This is a genomic window from Streptomyces antimicrobicus (genome assembly GCF_020532625.1).
Taxonomy (GTDB): Bacteria; Actinomycetota; Actinomycetes; order Streptomycetales; family Streptomycetaceae; genus Streptomyces; species Streptomyces antimicrobicus.
In genome coordinates this window covers 67,765-87,180 of sequence record NZ_JAJAUY010000003.1, presented here as the reverse complement: position 1 = coordinate 87,180, position 19,416 = coordinate 67,765, and the positions used below count along the sequence as shown (strand labels likewise).

At 69.7% G+C, this 19,416-nt stretch carries 15 protein-coding genes and 1 pseudogene; 8 read left to right on the top strand and 8 right to left on the bottom strand.

Going from position 1 to position 19,416, the window contains the following annotated elements:
• Window positions 1–11: 11 nt before the first annotated feature.
• Complete coding sequence (locus tag LG632_RS01585; RefSeq protein WP_226724484.1) at window positions 12–2,276, bottom strand: DUF6049 family protein; 2,265 nt, start codon at window positions 2,274–2,276, stop codon at window positions 12–14.
• 185 nt (window positions 2,277–2,461) lie between these two features.
• On the opposite strand from LG632_RS01585, the gene LG632_RS01580 reads away from it, so the two are divergent.
• The gene (locus LG632_RS01580; RefSeq protein ID WP_226724483.1) at window positions 2,462–3,904 is read left to right on the top strand and encodes a CCA tRNA nucleotidyltransferase; all 1,443 of its coding nucleotides are present in this window, start codon (window positions 2,462–2,464) and stop codon (window positions 3,902–3,904) included.
• Between the two features lie 55 nt (window positions 3,905–3,959).
• On the opposite strand, the gene LG632_RS01575 is transcribed toward LG632_RS01580, so the two are convergent.
• The 3 genes and pseudogenes from LG632_RS01575 to LG632_RS01565 all read right to left on the bottom strand — a co-directional run.
• The gene (locus LG632_RS01575) at window positions 3,960–5,228 is read right to left on the bottom strand and encodes an MFS transporter (RefSeq protein ID WP_226724482.1); all 1,269 of its coding nucleotides are present in this window, start codon (window positions 5,226–5,228) and stop codon (window positions 3,960–3,962) included.
• A gap of 103 nt (window positions 5,229–5,331) precedes the next feature.
• Complete coding sequence (locus LG632_RS01570; protein ID WP_226724481.1) at window positions 5,332–6,414, bottom strand: inositol-3-phosphate synthase; 1,083 nt, start codon at window positions 6,412–6,414, stop codon at window positions 5,332–5,334.
• 53 nt (window positions 6,415–6,467) lie between these two features.
• Window positions 6,468–7,067, bottom strand: a pseudogene (locus tag LG632_RS01565) (PadR family transcriptional regulator); the annotation flags it as partial.
• A gap of 274 nt (window positions 7,068–7,341) precedes the next feature.
• Between LG632_RS01565 and LG632_RS01560 the strand changes: the two are divergent.
• The gene (locus LG632_RS01560; protein ID WP_226724479.1) at window positions 7,342–9,891 is read left to right on the top strand and encodes a transglycosylase domain-containing protein; all 2,550 of its coding nucleotides are present in this window, start codon (window positions 7,342–7,344) and stop codon (window positions 9,889–9,891) included.
• An 87-nt stretch (window positions 9,892–9,978) separates the two neighbouring features.
• Entirely contained in the window at window positions 9,979–11,439 is a 1,461-nt protein-coding gene (locus LG632_RS01555) for a glycosyltransferase family 87 protein (RefSeq protein WP_226724478.1), read from the top strand.
• Window positions 11,440–11,450: 11 nt separating this feature from the next.
• Here LG632_RS01555 and LG632_RS01550 read toward each other — a convergent pair whose 3' ends face one another.
• The 3 genes from LG632_RS01550 to LG632_RS01540 form a co-directional block, all read right to left on the bottom strand.
• A complete protein-coding gene (locus LG632_RS01550) occupies window positions 11,451–12,482 on the bottom strand; it encodes an alanine racemase (RefSeq protein WP_226724477.1) in 1,032 nt (343 codons plus the stop codon).
• A 52-nt stretch (window positions 12,483–12,534) separates the two neighbouring features.
• Entirely contained in the window at window positions 12,535–13,653 is a 1,119-nt protein-coding gene (locus tag LG632_RS01545; protein ID WP_226724476.1) for a lipid II:glycine glycyltransferase FemX, read from the bottom strand.
• 108 nt (window positions 13,654–13,761) lie between these two features.
• Window positions 13,762–14,076: a hypothetical protein gene (locus LG632_RS01540; RefSeq protein ID WP_226724475.1), complete on the bottom strand. Its 315-nt coding sequence runs from the start codon at window positions 14,074–14,076 to the stop codon at window positions 13,762–13,764.
• A 246-nt stretch (window positions 14,077–14,322) separates the two neighbouring features.
• Here LG632_RS01540 and rpsF point away from each other — a divergent pair, with 246 nt between their 5' ends.
• The 4 genes from rpsF (at window position 14,323) to rplI (ending at window position 16,015) form a co-directional block, all read left to right on the top strand.
• Window positions 14,323–14,613, top strand: a complete 291-nt coding sequence (rpsF, locus tag LG632_RS01535) for a 30S ribosomal protein S6 (RefSeq protein WP_003956532.1) — start codon at window positions 14,323–14,325, stop codon at window positions 14,611–14,613.
• Window positions 14,614–14,688: 75 nt separating this feature from the next.
• Window positions 14,689–15,270: a single-stranded DNA-binding protein gene (locus LG632_RS01530; protein WP_226724474.1), complete on the top strand. Its 582-nt coding sequence runs from the start codon at window positions 14,689–14,691 to the stop codon at window positions 15,268–15,270.
• 43 nt (window positions 15,271–15,313) lie between these two features.
• Complete coding sequence (rpsR, locus tag LG632_RS01525) at window positions 15,314–15,550, top strand: 30S ribosomal protein S18 (protein ID WP_005315025.1); 237 nt, start codon at window positions 15,314–15,316, stop codon at window positions 15,548–15,550.
• A gap of 18 nt (window positions 15,551–15,568) precedes the next feature.
• Window positions 15,569–16,015, top strand: coding sequence for a 50S ribosomal protein L9 (rplI, locus tag LG632_RS01520; RefSeq protein WP_226724473.1), 447 nt, complete (start codon window positions 15,569–15,571; stop codon window positions 16,013–16,015).
• Window positions 16,016–16,139: 124 nt separating this feature from the next.
• Here rplI and LG632_RS01515 read toward each other — a convergent pair whose 3' ends face one another.
• Window positions 16,140–17,477: an MATE family efflux transporter gene (locus tag LG632_RS01515; protein ID WP_226724472.1), complete on the bottom strand. Its 1,338-nt coding sequence runs from the start codon at window positions 17,475–17,477 to the stop codon at window positions 16,140–16,142.
• A gap of 450 nt (window positions 17,478–17,927) precedes the next feature.
• Between LG632_RS01515 and dnaB the strand changes: the two genes are divergently transcribed.
• Entirely contained in the window at window positions 17,928–19,406 is a 1,479-nt protein-coding gene (gene dnaB / locus LG632_RS01510; RefSeq protein ID WP_226724512.1) for a replicative DNA helicase, read from the top strand.
• The last annotated feature ends 10 nt before the right edge of the window (window positions 19,407–19,416 follow it).

Here is a 19,416-nt window from a genome sequence, read left to right as displayed (position 1 = left end):
CACGGCATCGCTCAACGGTCCACTGTCTCACCCGGGCCGGACGTGCCGTCGCTTTCGGCTCCGGTGTCCGGTGTCTCATCACTCTGCTGCGTGTCCTCGGCCGCGGCACGTGCCGCGACACGCTTGCGGCTGGCGTACATCTTGATGCCTGCCAGGACGAGGAGAAGCATGCCGCCCGCGATGACGAACATCACGGTCGGGGTGATCTCGGTGGCTTCGACGGTGAACCGGCGTTCCTTGCCGTAGGGCACGCCGTCCTTGGTGTAGAGCTGCGCGGTGACCTCGACGGGGCCGCTGGCGGTGGCGTTGGCCGTGAACTTCAGGGTCTGGCTGTGCTGGGCCTGGACGGTGACGTCCTGCTGGGCCTCGCCGCTGTCGCCGAACATCAGGCGCGTGGGGTTGGCGGACCTGATCCGCAGCACCAGGCCGCGGACGTCCTGCACGAGACCGTTCTTGACGGTGACCGGGATGGTCGCGCTGTGCCCCGAGAGGGTGGTGTCCGTCTTGGGGATCAGCTGCACCCGCTCGGTCAGGCCGATCAGGTACTGCTGGACGCCGTCGCGGTAGCCCTGGGCCTCCAGCGGACGGCCGCGCCACGACGTGGACATCTCACGGTTGGTGGTGTTGCCGAACGGGATCTCCACCCGGTCGGGCGCGGAGAGGATCACCTTGAAGTGGTCCAGGGTGGTCTGCGTCGTGCGGATCTTCTCGAAGGCGGCCTGCGACAGCTCCTGCTTGCGCAGCTCGTCGGGGTACTGGCCGGCGCCGGGGACCTGGGTGGTGGCGCCCGGGTCGGGCTTGGCGGCGGCCGCCGCCTCCAGGTCCTGCGGCTGGGTCCAGCGGCCGGGCTGGAGGGCCCGCAGAGCGTCGGCCATCGTCTGGACCTGGCTGGCGCTGGGCATGCGCTGCGGGGCCACCACGAAGCTGCGCTGCTGGTCGGTGTTCTGCAGGTTCAGGGCCAGGCTCTGGGCGAGGAAGCGCTGCACCGCGAGCACGGAGTTCCCGGCCTGGAGCATGTCGCCCTGGAACGCGGTGGACAGCCGGGCGTCGGCGACGACGGCGGTGGCGCCCGCGCCGATGGGACGGGCCGCCGAGGGGGTGTAGCCCAGGCCGCTGGTCTCCGTGAGGCTGTCACTGCGGGTGAGCACGTTGTGGGCGCCGGCCGAGGTGGCGACGTTCACGATGGCCGGGTCGATCGCGCCGTCCACCGGCCAGGAGAAGTCCGTGGAGGGAGTGACGTGCAGGACGGTCTCGACAGCCTGCTTGGCCTTGTCGGTGGCGGGCCGCAGCTGGCCCAGCGTGCCCGAGACGTCCTTGCCGTGGTGGGCGAGCGAGGCGAGGTCGGGGTCGGCGAACGGCAGCGCGACGACCTTCTTGCCCTGTACGGCCGTCTCCAGCGAGCTCAGCCACTTCTCGGCGACGGCCTTGTTCCGGCCGGGGACCGTGCGGCCGTCGGGCAGCCGTACCCGGTAGCCCTTCGTCATCGCGTCGACCGTGTAGAGCAGGTCGGGATCGATGACCCAGGTGATGGGCAGCTCCTTGCCCAGGGTCACCATCCGCTCCAGGCGTCCGCCGGGGGCCAGCTCGGCGGCGAGGTCGTCGTCGCCGAAGACGGGCGTCTGGAGCTCGTCGGAGCCGGTCTCGGCAGTCAGGTGGGTGCTGGAGATCAGCGGCCACACATAGCTCAGCTGGGACCGCTTGGAGGCCGCCTCCGGCTGCCAGGGCAGGAAGGTCCGCTCTATGCCGAGGACCTGCTCCCCGGAGCGGCCGGTCGACCCGGAGACGGAGACCCCGAGCTGGTAGACGCCGTCCTTGTCGAGCTCCAGCTTGTTGACGGGCACCCTGATCTCGAAGTGCCGGCCGGCCTTGCCGGGCAGGGAGGGGAACTTCACGGCGAACGCCGGATCGATCTCCTTGCCGTCGGTACCGGGCCGGTACTCGCCCCGCTCGGCCGCCTCGTCGATCGCCTCCCGGTCCGGCAGGGGCGAGCCCACCCGCAGACCCACGCGGGCGTCCGTGACCGGCTCACGGCCGGTGTTGACCACCGTGCCGGAGATCGTCAGCGTGTCGCCCTTGACCGGCGCGCTGGGGGTGAGAGTGTCCAGCTGGACGTCCACGGTGCCCGCGTCCGACTCGGCGGCCTGGGCACGCTGGGCGGGAGCGTAGATCAACGCGGCGAGTACGGGCGTCCCGGCCAGCAGGACGACCGCGCGCCGCAGCCAGCGGCGGCGGGCAGGAGCGGGGGAAGCCCCCTGGATGACTGCCGCCTCGGCCACGCGCTCGCCCGTCCCTCGAAGTGTCAGTGGTCGTCGGTTGTGCGTCCACGCATGGTAACGAGACCCACTGTGCGCGAGTGCCGCGCCTTGCTCCACATGATCGGGCCGGGCCGGGGGACGTGCCCTACCGGGGTCGCCGTAAACGGGGGCGCTCGGGGCGGGCGGGGGACGTACCCTTTTCTGTTGTGCCGAACGCCAACGAAGACAATGCCCGTGCCCTCGACCAGGTGCAGCACCACGCGGTGAGTGAGCTGCTGCGGGTCGCCCCTGCCGCCGAGGAGCTCGGCCGCAGGTTCCAGGAGGCCGGTTTCCGCCTCGCCCTGGTCGGCGGCTCGGTCCGTGACGCCCTGCTGGGCCGCCTCGGCAACGATCTCGACTTCACCACCGACGCCCGTCCTCAGGACGTGCTGAAGATCGTCCGCCCGTGGGCGGACTCGGTGTGGGACGTCGGGATCGCGTTCGGCACGATCGGCTGCCAGCGGGGCGGCTTCCAGATCGAGGTCACCACGTACCGGTCCGAGGCGTACGACCGGACCTCGCGCAAGCCCGAGGTCTCCTACGGCGACTCCATCGAGGAGGACCTGGTCCGCCGCGACTTCACGGTCAACGCGATGGCCCTGGCCCTTCCGGAGCTCGAGTTCATCGACCCGCACGGTGGTCTTCAGGATCTGGACGCCCGGATCCTGCGCACGCCCGGAACCCCGGAGGAGTCCTTCTCCGACGACCCGCTGCGGATGATGCGCGCGGCCCGGTTCGCCGCGCAGCTGGACTTCGAGGTGGCCCCCGAGGTGGTCGAGGCCATGACTGCCATGGCCGACCGGATCGAGATCGTCTCGGCCGAGCGGATCCAGGCCGAGCTGAACAAGCTGCTGCTGTCCGACCACCCGCGCAAGGGCCTGGGGCTGCTGGTCGACTCCGGCCTCGCCGCCCATGTGCTGCCCGAGCTGCCGGCGCTGCGGCTGGAGAGCGACGAGCACCACCGGCACAAGGACGTCTACCACCACTCGCTGACCGTGCTGGAGCAGGCGATCGACCTGGAGGAGGACGGTCCCGACCTGGTACTGCGGCTCGCCGCGCTGCTCCACGACATCGGCAAGCCGCGCACCCGCCGGTTCGAGACCGACGGCCGGGTCTCCTTCCACCACCACGAGGTGGTGGGCGCGAAGATGACCAAGAAGCGCATGACCGCGCTGAAGTACTCCAACGACATGATCAAGGACGTGTCCCGGCTGGTGGAGCTGCACCTGCGCTTCCACGGCTACGGCGAGGGCGAGTGGACCGACTCGGCCGTGCGCCGCTACGTCCGCGACGCCGGCCCGCTGCTGGAGCGCCTGCACAAGCTGACCCGCTCCGACTGCACCACGCGCAACAAGCGCAAGGCCAACGCTCTCTCCCGGGCCTACGACGGCCTGGAGGAGCGGATCGCACAGCTCAAGCAGCAGGAGGAGCTCGACGCGATCCGGCCCGATCTGGACGGCAACGAGATCATGCAGGTGCTGGGCGTCGGGCCCGGGCCGGTGATCGGCAAGGCCTACGCCTTCCTGCTGGACCTGCGGCTGGAGAACGGCCCGATGGAGCACGACAAGGCCGTCGCGGCGCTCAAGGAGTGGTGGGCCGCGCAGAGCTGAGCCCCGTGCCCCAGTCGGAGGGGGCGATGTTTCACGTGAAACAGCGCGTCGTGTTTCACGTGAAACACCGCCCCTTTCGCATGAGCGCGGCGGCGGTCAGCGCGTACAGGACCGCCACGCCCACCACGAGGACGGCGGACCGGCCGTCGGGCGGCAGCATCAGCGCGGCCACGGCCGCCGCACCCACGAAGGCCACGTTGAACAGCACGTCGTAGAGGGAGAACACCCGGCCGCGGAAGGCGTCGTCGACGCGGAACTGCACGATGGTGTCGGTGGAGATCTTCGCGCCCTGTGTGGCCAGCCCCAGGACGAAGGCGGCGACGAGGGACGGCCCCGGTGCGAAGAACAGTCCCAGCGCCGGCACCAGGAGGGCCGCACCGGCGGCGCAGGCCGTGATCCAGCCCCGGGGACCGATCCGGCTCACCACCCAGGGAGTGACCACCGCGGCCGCGAAGAAGCCCGCGCCGGAGACCCCTACGGCCACGCCCAGCAGGGCCAGGCCGTCCGCCTCGGTGTCCGACCAGGCGTAGCGGCACAGCATCAGCAGCATCACCGTCAGCGCCCCGTAGCAGAAGCGCATCAGGGTCATGGCCGTCAGCGCGTACGCGGCCTCCCGCCGCTCGGACAGGTGCCGCAGTCCTTGCGCCATGCCGCGGACGGTGAGGACCGCGCCCTCCCAGAGGGAGGGGTGCTCGTCTCCGGGCGTGCGGTCGGGGCCGAGGAGCCCGACGGCCAGGCGGAGGGAGACCAGGGCGGCGCAGAGGTAGAAGGCGGCGCCGACGAGCACGACCAAGGCGTTCGAACCGGCGGCCAGCAGTTGCAGGAGGAAGGCCAGCCCGCCCCCGGCGGTCGCCGCGAGGGTGCCCGCTGTGGGCGAGAGGGCGTTGGCGGTGACGAGCTGGTCAGCGCGGACGACTCGGGGAAGGGAGGCGGCGAGACCGGCCAGGACGAAGCGGTTGACGGCGGTCACCGACAGCGCGGAGGCGTAGAAGAGCCAGTCCGGCACGCGGGCGACGATCAGCACGGCCGTGACACAGGCGAGGAGGGCCCGCAGCAGGTTGCCGTGGAGCAGGATCTGCCGTCGCCGCCAGCGGTCGAGCAGGACCCCTGCGAAGGGTCCGATCGCCGAGTAGGGCAGGAGCAGGACCGCCATGGCGGAGGCGATGGCCGCGGGGCTCGTCTGCTTCTCCGGCGAGAAGACCACGTAGGTGGCGAGCGCGACCTGGTAGACGCCGTCGGCCGCCTGGGAGAGCAGCCGCACGCCGAGCAGAGCGCGGAAGTCCCTCAGGCGCAGGAGCACGCGCAGATCCCGTACGGCAGGCATGAGGGCAAGGGTCACATACGCGGAGGGTCCCCGGGCAGATTGCCCGGGGACCCTCCGCGGAAGCAGCCGGAGCCAGGCGTCGCACGGACGCCCGGGAAGTGGCTCAGCGCTCGACTTCGCCCTTGATGAACTTCTCGACGTTCTCGCGGGCCTCGTCGTCGAAGTACTGGACCGGCGGGGACTTCATGAAGTACGAGGAGGCCGAGAGGATCGGGCCGCCGATGCCGCGGTCCTTGGCGATCTTCGCAGCGCGCACGGCGTCGATGATGACACCCGCGGAGTTCGGGGAGTCCCACACCTCGAGCTTGTACTCGAGGTTCAGCGGGACGTCACCGAAGGCGCGGCCCTCGAGGCGGACGTACGCCCACTTGCGGTCGTCGAGCCACGCGACGTAGTCCGACGGGCCGATGTGGACGTTCTTCTCGCCGAGCTCCCGGTCGGGGATCTGGGAGGTGACGGCCTGCGTCTTGGAGATCTTCTTGGACTCCAGGCGCTCGCGCTCGAGCATGTTCTTGAAGTCCATGTTGCCGCCGACGTTCAGCTGCATGGTGCGGTCCAGGATGACACCGCGGTCCTCGAACAGCTTGGCCATGACGCGGTGCGTGATGGTCGCGCCGACCTGGGACTTGATGTCGTCACCGACGATCGGGACGCCGGCCTCGGTGAACTTGTCGGCCCACTCCTTGGTGCCGGCGATGAAGACCGGGAGGGCGTTGACGAAGGCGACCTTGGCGTCGATGGCGCACTTCGCGTAGAACTTCGCGGCGTCCTCGGAACCGACGGGGAGGTAGCAGACCAGAACGTCGACCTGCTTGTCCTTCAGGACCTGGACGATGTCGACCGGGGCCTCGGCGGACTCCTCGATGGTGGCGCGGTAGTACTTGCCGAGCCCGTCGAGGGTGTGGCCGCGCTGGACCGTCACGCCGGTCTGCGGGACGTCGCAGATCTTGATGGTGTTGTTCTCGCTGGCGCCGATGGCGTCCGCGAGGTCCAGGCCGACCTTCTTCGCGTCCACGTCGAAGGCGGCGACGAACTCGACGTCACGGACGTGGTAGTCGCCGAACTGGACGTGCATCAGGCCCGGGACCTTGGACGCCGGGTCGGCGTCCTTGTAGTACTCGACGCCCTGCACCAGCGACGCGGCGCAGTTGCCCACGCCGACGATGGCTACGCGAACCGAACCCATTCCGGTTGCTCCCTGTTCGTTCTCGGACGAGGCCTGCGAGATGCAGGGCCTCATTGTGTTGTTTCGTCGGACGGACCCGGACGCCTCTGGTCCCGGCCGGCCCGCTCGCTCTCGATGAGCTCGTTCAGCCAGCGCACTTCGCGCTCCACGGATTCCATCCCGTGTCGCTGCAGCTCGAGCGTGTAGTCGTCGAGGCGCTCCCGTGTGCGCGCGAGCGAAGCGCGCATCTTCTCCAGGCGCTCTTCCAGCCGGCTGCGACGGCCCTCCAGCACCCGCATGCGGACCTCCCGCTCGGTCTGACCGAAGAAGGCGAAGCGGGCGGCGAAGGACTCGTCCTCCCAGGTGTCGGGGCCGGTGTGCGACAGGAGCTCCTCGAAGTGCTCCTTACCTGCCGCCGTCAACCGGTAGACGATCTTGGCGCGCCGCCCTGAGAGTGAAGCGGCGAGAGCGTCGTCCGGGGCGCTGCCCGGTTCTTCGATCAACCAGCCGTTGGCGACCAGCGTCTTGAGGCAGGGATACAGCGTTCCGTAGCTGAAGGCACGGAACACCCCCAGCGAGGTGTTGAGCCGCTTGCGCAGCTCGTACCCGTGCATGGGGGACTCGCGAACCAGGCCGAGGACGGCGAATTCGAGGATGCCCGAGCGTCTGCTCATCTGCCCTCTTCCACCTCCGCCTCAGAGTCCTTATGGCGAGCTGATGTATCGGCTCGATACATCCAGACGATAGAACGGGTCGCGATCACCAGCAAGGTCGGACGTGGTGACCGGTGTCACATCACCAATTCGTACGAGGCAAGTTGCCTGATTTGGGGTGAACTTCGGCAGAGTATGGGTTTTGAGCGTGCGTAGTCTGTGCCCGTGACACCGGGGGGAACCGGAATCCGTTGCCGCCGCCAGGCACCGCGCCTGCCCGAGGAGTAGTCGTTCCATGAGCGAGCACCGCCGCAAACCGCCGCAGTCGCCCAGTGGCGGCCGCGCAGCGGCCCGCCGGGCCGCCCAGCAGCGCCCAGGAAGAGAAGCCACGCCCGCCCGCGGGGTCCCCACCGCGTCCCCGAGCGGAGGCTACGGACAGCCGAGCGCCGGCCGTGCCGAGGCACGCCGGGCCGCCCAGCGCGGGCCCGGAGGCCGCGGCCGCGGCGCCGCCGCGCCGGGGAAGAAGCGGCTGATCAACTACCCCCGCGCGGACAAGGACGGCTGGCAGCGGTTCGTGCCGTCGTGGAAGCTCGTCGGCGGCACCACGCTCGGCTTCTTCGCGCTGCTCACCGCCGGGACCGGCATCGGCCTGGCCATGGTCGGCACGCCCGACCCGAACCTCGCGGCCAAGGCGCAGAACAACGTCTTCTACTGGGCCGACGGCGAGCAGATGGCCGCCACCGGCGGCAGCACCAACCGGCAGATCGTGCCCATCGACCAGATCCCGAAGTCGATGCGCAACGCCGTGATCGCCGCCGAGAACGAGTCCTTCGAGACCGACAAGGGCGTCGACCCGATGGGCATCGCCCGTGCCGTGGTCAACATGGCCAAGGGCGGCTCGACCCAGGGTGGCTCGACGATCACCCAGCAGTACGTGAAGAACACCTTCCTGGACTCCGAGCAGACGCTCAAGCGCAAGGTCACCGAGCTCTTCATCTCGATAAAGCTCGGCATCACCGAAGAGAAGAACACGATCCTCGCCGGCTACCTGAACACCGCCTACTACGGCCGGGACGCCTACGGCATCCAGGCGGCGGCCCGGGCGTACTTCGGCAAGGACTGCAAGGACCTCAACCCCTCCGAGAGCGCGTTCCTCGCGGCGATGCTCAAGGGCCCCAACCTGTACAACCCCGACGGCGGCATCGGCACCGCGGCCACGCCCGAGGCGAACACCAAGCGGGCCCAGGACCGCTGGGCCTGGGTGCTCGACCGCGAGGTCGAGGTCGGCCGGATGACCGCCGCCGAGCGGGCCCAGTACAAGGACTTCCCCCAGCGCATCGACTCCGAGCAGGCCCGCAACCTCGGCGGCCAGACCGGCTACCTGGTCGAGACGGCCAAGCAGTACGTGATGAAGACCAAGAACATCACGCCCGAGCAGATGGCCCTCGGCGGCTACCGGATCTACACGACGTTCCAGAAGCCCAAGGTCGACGCGATGGTGAAGGCCGTCGAGGACATCCGCAACGACTTCCTCGACGAGAAGAAGCGGCCCGAGTACGACACGTTCGTCCAGTTCGGCGCCGCCTCCGTCGACGTCAAGACCGGCGGGATCGTCGCCCTGTACGGCGGCCCGGGCTGGGACAAGAAGTACTTCAGCAACAACGCCAACACCATCGGTGTCCCGGTCGGCTCGACCTGGAAGCCGTACGTGCTGGCCGCGGCGATGGAGTACGGCACCCAGAACTCCAAGGGCGAGCCGCTGTCGCCCAAGAGCAAGTACAACGGCAACGACCTGACGGTCATCACCGACCGCTCCGGCACCCCGCTGCGCGACAGCTCCGGCAAGCCGTTCAAGCAGAAGAACGAGAGCCCCACCCAGTACGGCTACGTGACCCTCAACGAGGCGATGGAGAAGTCCATCAACACGCCGTTCGCCCAGCTCGTCTTCGACGTCGGTCACGACAAGGTGCGCAAGGTCGCCGAGTCCACCGGCATCCTGAAGGACTCGATGGACCCCGGCAACAACGCCTCGTTCGCGCTCGGCACGTCCACCCCGAGCGCCATCCGGATGGCCGACTCCTACGCGACGTTCGCCGCCTCCGGCACCCACCGCGAGCCGTTCTCGGTGACCAAGGTCCTCAAGGACGGCCAGGAGCTCACCGGCTTCGAGCCCCCCAAGGCGCAGAAGGCCATGGACAACGCCGTCGCCGACAACATCACCAAGGTCCTGGAGAACGTCGTCCAGAACGGCACCGGCACCAAGGCCAAGAAGCTCGGCCGGCCGGCCGCCGGCAAGACCGGTACCACCGACCAGAACAAGTCGGCCTGGTTCGTCGGCTACACCCCGGAGCTGTCCACCGCCGTCACGCTCTTCCGCACCGACCCCAATTCGCAGGACAAGAAGCTCATGTCCATGAACAACGTGGGCGGTGTCGACTCCATCCACGGTGGTGACATCCCCGCGGAGATCTGGACGGAGTACATGAAGGCGGCCCTCCAGGGCCAGCCCGTCAAGCGGTTCCCGGTGGCCGAGGAGATCGGCGTCGTCGCGGACGCCCTCGGCGCCCCCTCGCCGACCCCGTCGGCCGCACCGTCCCCGTCGGCCTCGGCCTCCCCGTCGCCGAGCATGTCCCCCTCGCCGAGCCCGTCGCCGTCCAAGGGCGACCACAAGCCCTGCAAGCCGTGGGACCTGTACTGCGACCCGACCACCACCGGCGGGACCACCACCGGGGGCACCACCGGCACCACCGGCGGACCCAGCGGCGAGCCGTCGCCCAGCCAGTCCAGCGGGGGCAGCAAACCCGGACGGCCGGGAGGCAGCACCATCTGGGGCAGCCAGGGCTGACCGGCCCCTCTCGGTCCCCGGGGGCCGTCGCACCGTCGGTGCGGCGGCCCCCACCGCATTCACCGCCCCGTACGGCAGGATGAGCGCATGACGAAGGTGCACCAGGACCATCCGGTACCGCCGACCCGGCAGGACGAGGTCGCGGCGGCCGGCAGCGAGCTCATCGGCGGACCCTGGGGCCGGTTCGCGCGCTCCGGCGGCCAGTGGCTGCACCCGGTCCGGGTCGTGGCCCTCGTCGCGATCGGCATGTTCGCCCTCGGCATGGTGCAGAAGCTGCCCTGCTACGACTGGGCCTGGTTCCGCGGCGCCGGCTCCCAGTACACCCACGCGTGCTACTCCGACATCCCGCACCTGTACGTGGTCCGAGGCTTCGCCGACCACCTCACGCCCTACTTCGACCGGCTGCCGGGCGACATGGAGTACCTGGAGTACCCGGTCCTGACCGGTCTGTTCATGCAGGTCGCGGCCTGGCTCACGCCGGGCGGCGGCTCGATGCAGCACCGCGAGCAGATCTACTGGATGGTCAACGCGGGCATGCTGATGGCCTGCGCGGCCGTCATCGCCGTGTGCGTCGCCCGCACCCACCGCCGGCGCCCCTGGGACGCGCTGCTCTTCGCCCTGGCCCCCGCGTTCGTGCTGACCGCGACCATCAACTGGGACCTCCTGGCGATCGCGCTGACCGCTGCCGCGATGCTGATGTGGTCCCGCGGCCGCGCCCTGGCCTGCGGCATCCTCATCGGGCTGGCCACCGCCGCCAAGCTCTACCCGGTGCTGCTGCTCGGCCCGCTGTTCGTGCTGTGCTGGCGGGCGGGGAAGTGGCGCCAGTTCGGCGCCGCAGCGCTCGGCGCGGCCGGCTCCTGGCTGCTGGTGAACGCGCCCGTCATGCTCGGCGCCTGGGACGGCTGGAAGAAGTTCTACACCTTCAGCCAGGAGCGGCCCATCGACTTCGGCTCCGTCTGGCTGCTGATCTCCCAGCGCTCCGGACTGCCCCTGGACAACGCCAACACCTACGCCACCTTGCTGATGCTGCTGCTGTGCGGCGGCATCGGCCTGCTGGCCCTCACGGCCCCGCGCCGCCCCCGGTTCGCGCAGCTGGCGTTCCTGGTCGTGGCGGTCTTCATCCTGACCAACAAGGTCTACTCGCCGCAGTACGTGCTCTGGCTGATCCCGCTGGCCGCGCTCGCCCGGCCGCGCTGGCGCGACTTCCTGATCTGGCAGACCTGCGAGGTCGCCTACTTCCTCGGTATCTGGCTCTACCTCGCCTACACCACCAGCGGCGACAAGCACCAGGGGCTGCCGGTGGAGGGCTACCAGCTGGCGATCGCGCTGCACCTGCTCGGCACGCTCTACCTGTGCGCGGTCGTCGTCCGCGACGTGCTCCTGCCCGAGCGCGACGTCGTGCGCAGGGACGGCTCCGACGACCCCTCGGGCGGGGTCCTGGACGGCGCCCCCGACGTGTTCACCCTCGGGCACGCCGCGAGGGCGCCGCGGTACGCGACGCCCTCGCAGGGACAGCGGGTCGAGTGGGGTGTGGATCCCCGGCCCTGACGGGCGACGGCTCAGGCGTCGACCAGCCGGTCGAACTGGGTGGTGGTGTGCCGCAGGTGGGCCACCAGCTCGTCGCCGACCTTCGGCTCGGTCGAGTCCGACGGCACGAACAGGATCGACACCTGCATGTGCGGCGGCTCGGCGAACCAGCGCTGCTTGCCCGCCCAGACGAACGGTGACAGGTTCCGGTTCACCGTCGCCAGGCCGGCCCGCGCCACGCCCTTGGCCCGCGGCATGACGCCGTGCAGCGCCTTGGGGGCCTCCAGGCCCACGCCGTGCGAGGTGCCGCCGGCCACGACGACCAGCCAGCCGTCGGAAGCCGCCTTCTGCTGGCGGTAGCCGAACCGGTCGCCCTTGGCCACCCGCGTGACGTCCAGCACCGCGCCGCGGTACTCGGTCGCGTCGTGGTCGCCCAGCCACAGCCGGGTGCCGATCCGGGCCCGGAACCGGGTCTGCGGGAACTGCTGCTGCAGGCGCACCAGGTCCTCGGCCCGCAGGTGGCTGACGTACATCGTGTGCAGCGGCAGCCGCGCCGCGCGCAGCCGGTCCATCCACTGGATGACCTCCTCGACGGCGTCCGAGCCGTCGGGGCGGTCCAGCGGGAGGTGGAGGGCGAAGCCTTCCAGGCGGACGTCCTCGATCGCCGCGGCCAGCTGGCCGAGGTCCTGCTCGCAGACACCGTGGCGCTTCATCGAGCTCATGACCTCGATGACGACCCGGGCGCCCACCAGCGCGCGGACCCCGTCCAGGGAGGAGACCGAACGGATCACCCGGTCGGGCAGCGGAACCGGTTCCTCACCCCGCCGGAACGGGGTGAGGACCAGCAGGTCGCCACTGAACAGGTCCTTGATGCTCGCGGCCTCGTACGTGGTCCCGACGGCCAGGATGTCGGAGCCCAGCCGCGTCGCCTCCTCCGCCAGCCGCTCGTGGCCGAAGCCGTAGCCGTTGCCCTTGCAGACCGGGATCATGCCCGGGAACTGGTCCAGCACCTGCTTCTGGTGCGCACGCCAGCGCGCGGTGTCGACATAGAGCGTGAGCGCCATGGCCCGTCCAGCACCTTTCTCGAAATACAGCGGGGAAATGGGGATCAGGTGATCAGCGGCGCGACATGTAGATGTCCAGCGCCTTGTGCAGCAGCTTGTTGAGCGGGAAGTCCCACTCGCCGACGTACTCGACGGCCTCGCCGCCCGTGCCGACCTTGAACTGGATGAGGCCGAAGAGGTGGTCGTTCTCGTCCAGGGTGTCGCTGATGCCGCGCAGGTCGTACACGCTCGCGCCGAGCGCGTAGGCGTCGCGGAGCATGCGCCACTGCATCGCGTTCGACGGGCGGACCTCGCGCTTGTGGTTGGCCGAGGCGCCGTAGGAGTACCAGACGTGCTGGCCCACGGTGATCATCGTCGCGGCGGCGAGCGGCTCGCCCTCGTGCTTGGCGATGTACAGCCGCATCCGGTTGGGGTCCTCGGAGTTGAGGGCCGTCCACTGGCGCTGGAAGTAGCTGAGCGGGCGCGGGCGGAACTTGTCGCGCACGGCCGTGACCTCGTACAGCTCCTGCCACACCGGCAGGTCGTCGTAGCCGCCCTGGACGACCTCGACGCCGGCCTTCTCCGCCTTCTTGATGTTGCGGCGCCACAGCTGGTTGAAGCCCTTGAGGACGTCGTCCAGCGAACGGTTGGCCAGCGGCACCTGGAAGACGTAGCGCGGCTGGACGTCGCCGAAGCCCGCGCCGCCGTCCTCGCCCTGCTGCCAGCCCATCCGGCGCAGCTTGTCCGACACCTCGAAGGCGCGGGGCTCGATGTGCGAGGCCTCCACGTCCCGCAGGCGCTTGACCTCGGGGTCCTGGATGCCGGCCTTGATGGCGGCCGCGTTCCAGCGGCGGATGACGACCGGCGGGCCCATCTTCACGGTGAAGGCGCCCTGCTGCTTCAGGTGCGCCAGCATCGGCTGGAGCCATTCCTCCAGGTTCGGGGCGTACCAGTTGATGACCGGGCCCTCGGGCAGGTACGCGAGGTACCGCTTGACCTTGGGCAGCTGGCGGTACAGGACGAGGGCGACGCCGACGAGCTCACCGGTGCCGTCGAACCAGCCGAGGTTCTCCGACCGCCACTCGTTCTTGACGTCGGCCCATGCCGGGACCTGACAGTGGCTCGCCGAGGGCAGGCTCTGGAGATAGGCCAGATGCTGCTCTCGGCTGATGGTCCTCAGGGACAGGCTCATGCGGGGCGTCTCCTCCGGCGGCTTCGCTGGGTATGGCGCGAAGCCTACTGCGACAGGGCCGCCACCCATCTGGGGGACGGGTGGCGACCTGTCCGGGAGGTGCCCCGGTCAGCCGATCAGGCCGCCGAAGAGGCCGCCGTGCGCCATGCCCAGGAAGAAGCCGAGTGCGGAGGCGCCCAGCCCAATGATCATGGCGAATCGCTCGCGTGTGGTGACCGAGACGAACTGCCCGTAGAGGCCGGTCACGATCCCGATCAGTCCGGCCCACGAGGTCAGCAGGTGGAGATTCCAGAAGAAGGCCGTGACCAACGCCACGACGCCCATGACCAGTGTGACCGCCAGAAGGGCGTCCTGGAGCGGATGGGGCTTGCCGTCGGTCGCCAGCAGCGAGATGTCGGACTGGGGACGCATTGCCTGTGCCATGACGGGCACCTCCCGGCGGAGAAAGACGTGCCGCGGTCCTGCTCCCGACCGGTTCGGTCCGCACAGCACCGCGCACACCCGATGTGTACAGATTGTGGCCCTGCGCTGCCGGATTTCAACCGGAAGGACGGGAGCAGGTACTCTGAACGGTCTGCACTGGTGTCTGTTCGACGCCGTGCGCACGCATCACGACCCTCCTGCCACGGAACGACCGTGGCCGCTGAGTCCAAAGGAGGTGGGTTCCACATGCGTCACTACGAGGTGATGGTCATCCTCGACCCCGATCTGGAGGAGCGCGCTGTCGCCCCCCTGATCGAGAACTTCCTCTCCGTCGTCCGTGAGGGCAACGGAAAGGTCGAGAAGGTCGACACCTGGGGCCGTCGTCGTCTCGCTTACGAGATCAAGAAGAAGCCCGAGGGCATCTACTCGGTCATCGACCTGCAGGCCGAGCCTGCGGTCGTCAAGGAGCTCGACCGCCAGATGAACCTGAACGAGTCGGTCCTCCGGACCAAGGTCCTCCGTCCCGAGACCCACTGAACCCCTTCGGTTCAGCGGTAATCGGGTCCGAGTAGCACAAGCAGTCAGCAGCAATCCCGCCGAGAGGTCCCATCCATGGCAGGCGAGACCGTCATCACGGTCGTCGGCAATCTCGTCGACGACCCCGAGCTGCGCTTCACCCCCTCGGGTGCGGCGGTCGCGAAGTTCCGCATCGCGTCCACTCCCCGCACCTTCGACCGCCAGACCAACGAGTGGAAGGACGGCGAGAGCCTGTTCCTGACCTGCTCGGTGTGGCGGCAGGCGGCGGAGAACGTCGCCGAGTCGCTCCAGCGCGGTATGCGCGTCGTCGTACAGGGCCGGCTCCGCCAGCGCTCGTACGAGGACCGCGAGGGTGTCAAGCGCACGGTCTTCGAGCTGGAGGTCGACGAGGTCGGTCCCAGCCTGCGCAACGCCACGGCGAAGGTCACCAAGACCACCGGTCGGGGTGGTCAGGGTGGCTACGGCGGCGGCCAGCAGGGCGGCGGCGGTGGCGGCTGGGGTGGAAACTCCGGCGGCCCGCAGGGCGGCGGAGCTCCCTCCGACGACCCGTGGGCGTCCAGCGCGCCGGCCGGCGGCCAGCAGGGCGGCGGCGGTGGCGGCTGGGGTGGAAACTCCGGCGGCTCCGGCGGTGGCTACTCGGACGAGCCGCCCTTCTAGGGCAGCCCGTACCCATACTTCTTGATCACACAGGAGAAACACCATGGCGAAGCCGCCTGTGCGCAAGCCTAAGAAGAAGGTCTGCGCGTTCTGCAAGGACAAGACCGCGTACGTGGACTACAAGGACACGAACATGCTGCGGAAGTTCATTTCCGACCGTGGCAAGATCCGTGCCCGCCGCGTCACCGGCAACTGCACGCAGCACCAGCGTGACGTCGCCACGGCCGTGAAGAACAGCCGTGAGATGGCGCTGCTGCCCTACACGTCCACCGCGCGCTAAGGAAAGGGTGACCGACTGATGAAGATCATCCTGACCCACGAGGTGTCCGGCCTCGGTACCGCCGGTGACGTCGTCGACGTCAAGGACGGCTACGCTCGCAACTACCTGGTCCCGCGCGGTTTCGCGATCCGCTGGACCAAGGGTGGCGAGAAGGACGTGGCGCAGATCCGCCGCGCCCGCAAGATCCACGAGATCGCGACCATCGAGCAGGCCAACGAGGTCAAGGCCACGCTCGAGGGCCTGAAGGTCCGTCTGGCCGTCCGCTCCGGCGACGCCGGCCGTCTCTTCGGCTCCGTCACCCAGGCCGACGTCGCCACGGCGATCGAGTCCGCGGGTGGCCCGAAGGTCGACAAGCGTCGTGTCGAGCTGGGCTCGCCGATCAAGACCCTGGGTGCGCACCAGGTCTCCGTGCGTCTGCACGCCGAGGTCGTCGCGCAGCTGGGCGTCGAGGTCGTCGCCGCCTGAATGCCGTGACGAAGGGCCGCATCCTCCGGGATGCGGCCCTTCGCCGTGTTCGGGGGCGGGCACGTCCTCGGGCGGTCACGCCGTCACGCGGTCGCCGCTGTTTCACGGTGTTTCACGTGAAACATCAGCGGGTCGCGCCCGTCACCAGCCAGCGGCCCGAGCGGGCCCGCAGCTGCAGGGTGACCATCCGGACCAGCATCATCAGCGTCATGGCCCACCACAGGGTGGTCAGGCCGCCACCGACGACGGGGACGAGCAGGGCTGCCGGGGTGAACACCGCGAGGGTCACCAGCATGGCCTTGGCCAGGTAGGGGCCGTCGCCGGCGCCCATCAGGACCCCGTCCAGGACGAACACGATCCCCGAGACCGGCTGGGAGAGCGCGACCACCAGGAGCGCCGGCATGAGGACGTCCTTGACGGCCGGGTCGCTGGTGAACAGGGGGACGAACAGCGGCCGGCAGGCGACCACGAGCAGGCCCAGGACGATGCCCGACCCGATGCCCCACTGGACCATCCGCCGGCACACGGCCTTGGCGCCGTCGGTGTCCCCGGCGCCGAGGTAGCGGCCGATGATGGCCTGCCCGGCGATCGCGATCGCGTCGAGGGCGAAGGCCAGCAGGCTCCACAGGGACAGCAGGATCTGGTGGGCGGCGATGTCGGCGTCCCCGAGCCGGGCGGCCACGGCGGTCGCGATCATCAGGACGGCGCGCAGGGACAGGGTGCGGACCAGCAGGGGCGCCCCGGCGTGGGCGCAGGCCCGGATCCCGGCGGCGTCGGGCCGCAGTGAGGCCCGGTGGGCCCGGGCGCCACGCACCACCACGACCAGATAGGCGGCGGCCATGCCGCACTGGGCGATGACCGTCCCCCAGGCGGAGCCGGCGATGCCGAGGTCGGCGCCGTAGACCAGCCCGACGTTCAAGGCGGCGTTGGCCGCGAAGCCGCCGACGGCGACGTAGAGGGGGGTGCGGGTGTCCTGGAGGCCCCGCAGGACTCCGGTGGCCGCCAGCACGACGAGCATGGCCGGGATCCCGAGGGCGGAGATCCTCAGGTAGGTGACCCCGTACGGCGCGACGGTGTCGGAGGCGCCGAAGAGCGAGATGAGCCAGGGGGCGGTGGGCAGGACCAGGGCCACGACGGCGGCGCCGAGCAGCAGGGCGAGCCAGATGCCGTCCATGCCCTGCCGGATGGCCGCCTGGAGGTCGCCGGCGCCCACTCGGCGGGACACGGCCGCGGTGGTGGCGTAGGCGAGGAACACGAAGACGCTGACGGCGGTCGTCAGCAGGGCGGCGGCGACGCCGAGACCGGCGAGCTGGGGGGTGCCGAGATGTCCGACGATGGCACTGTCGGCGATCACGAACAGGGGTTCGGCGACGAGCGCTCCGAAGGCCGGTACCGCGAGAGCGAGGATCTCGCGGTCGTGCTGTCTCGGCGTCGTCCTCGCGGTCGTGGATGCCTGTCTCATGCGGTCAATCTAATCGTCCACAGGTAATGGACACAAGCGCCGATGGACCCTTACTTGCCGGTCGACTCGGGCGTTCGTTCCCGTACTGCGGAAAGGATCTTCGGGAAGCCTCCAAGATTTTTCTCCTGCACAGCCCGTGGATGGAGAATGCGCAGGTCACGGCGGTGTGCAGGGGGCGTGGGTGATTTTGTCCACAGCGTCGTCCCCCGGTCCGTGCACAGGCCGGAGCGAGTTACCCACAGCATTGGCCCCGTCATCCACATCTCATCCACACAGCCTGTGGATAACAAGATTGGCTGACGTCGCTCGCGGCCCTACCGTTGTGCGTTGCCCGACGCGCCACAAGCCGTTCCGGGTGTCCCATTTGTCAGAGCCGTGCCGTAGAAAGAGCGCACGGTGAGGTCCGCGTTGCGGACGGGAGGAGGCGGCCCGGTGAGCATCCCCGAGCCCATGGACGACCCCTGGGCCGACAGCGGTCCCGGCGACCGTCTGCCCGTCGCCCGTCAGCGCCGGTCCGAGGGCCGTGGCCGAGGCGAGGAGCAGCACGAGCGGGGCCGCGAGGGCGGGTCCTGGGAGGGCTCCGGGGGCGGCGGCGGGGGCGGCGGCTTCGAGCGGGTCCCCCCGCAGGACCTGGGAGCCGAGCAGTCCGTGCTGGGCGGCATGCTGCTGTCCAAGGACGCCATCGCCGAAGTGGTCGAGGTCATCAAGGGCCACGACTTCTACCGGCCCTCCCACGAGACGATCTTCCAGGCGATCCTCGACCTGTACGCCAAGGGCGAGCCGGCCGACCCCATCACGGTCGGCGCGGAGCTGACCCGGCGCGGCGAGATCAGCAAGGTCGGCGGCGCCTCGTACCTGCACACGCTGGTCCAGTCGGTGCCCACGGCCGCGAACGCCGCCTACTACGCCGAGATCGTCCACGAGCGGGCGGTGCTGCGCCGCCTCGTGGCCGCCGGCACGAAGATCACGCAGATGGGCTACGCGGCCGACGGCGACGTCGACGAGATCGTCAACAGCGCCCAGGCCGAGATCTACGCCGTCACCGAGCAGCGGACCTCCGAGGACTACCTGCCGCTCGGCGACATCATGGAGGGCGCGCTCGACGAGATCGAGGCCATCGGCTCGCGCAGCGGCCAGATGTCCGGCGTCCCGACCGGCTTCACGGACCTGGACTCGCTGACCAACGGCCTGCACCCCGGCCAGATGATCGTCATCGCCGCGCGTCCCGCCATGGGCAAGTCCACCCTGGCCCTGGACTTCGCCCGGGCGGCCTCCATCAAGAGCAACCTGCCGAGCGTGATCTTCTCCCTCGAGATGGGGCGCAACGAGATCGCCATGCGCCTGCTGTCCGCGGAGGCCCGCGTGGCCCTGCACCACATGCGCTCGGGCACCATGACGGACGACGACTGGACGCGGCTGGCCCGCCGGATGCCCGACGTCTCCGCCGCCCCGCTCTACATCGACGACTCGCCCAACCTGTCGATGATGGAGATCCGGGCCAAGTGCCGGCGCCTGAAACAGCGCAACGACCTCCAGCTCGTGGTCATCGACTACCTCCAGCTGATGCAGTCGGGCGGCTCGCGCCGCCCGGAGAGCCGTCAGCAGGAGGTCTCCGACATGTCGCGAAACCTCAAGCTGCTGGCGAAGGAGCTGGAGGTCCCGGTGATCGCGCTGTCCCAGCTCAACCGTGGCCCGGAGCAGCGCACCGACAAGAAGCCGATGGTCTCCGACCTGCGTGAGTCCGGTTCCATCGAGCAGGACGCCGACATGGTGATCCTGCTGCACCGCGAGGACGCCTACGAGAAGGAGTCGCCGCGCGCGGGCGAGGCGGACCTGATCGTCGCCAAGCACCGGAACGGCCCCACGGCCACCATCACCGTGGCGTTCCAGGGCCACTATTCGCGCTTCGTGGACATGGCCAACACGTAGCATCTCGGCC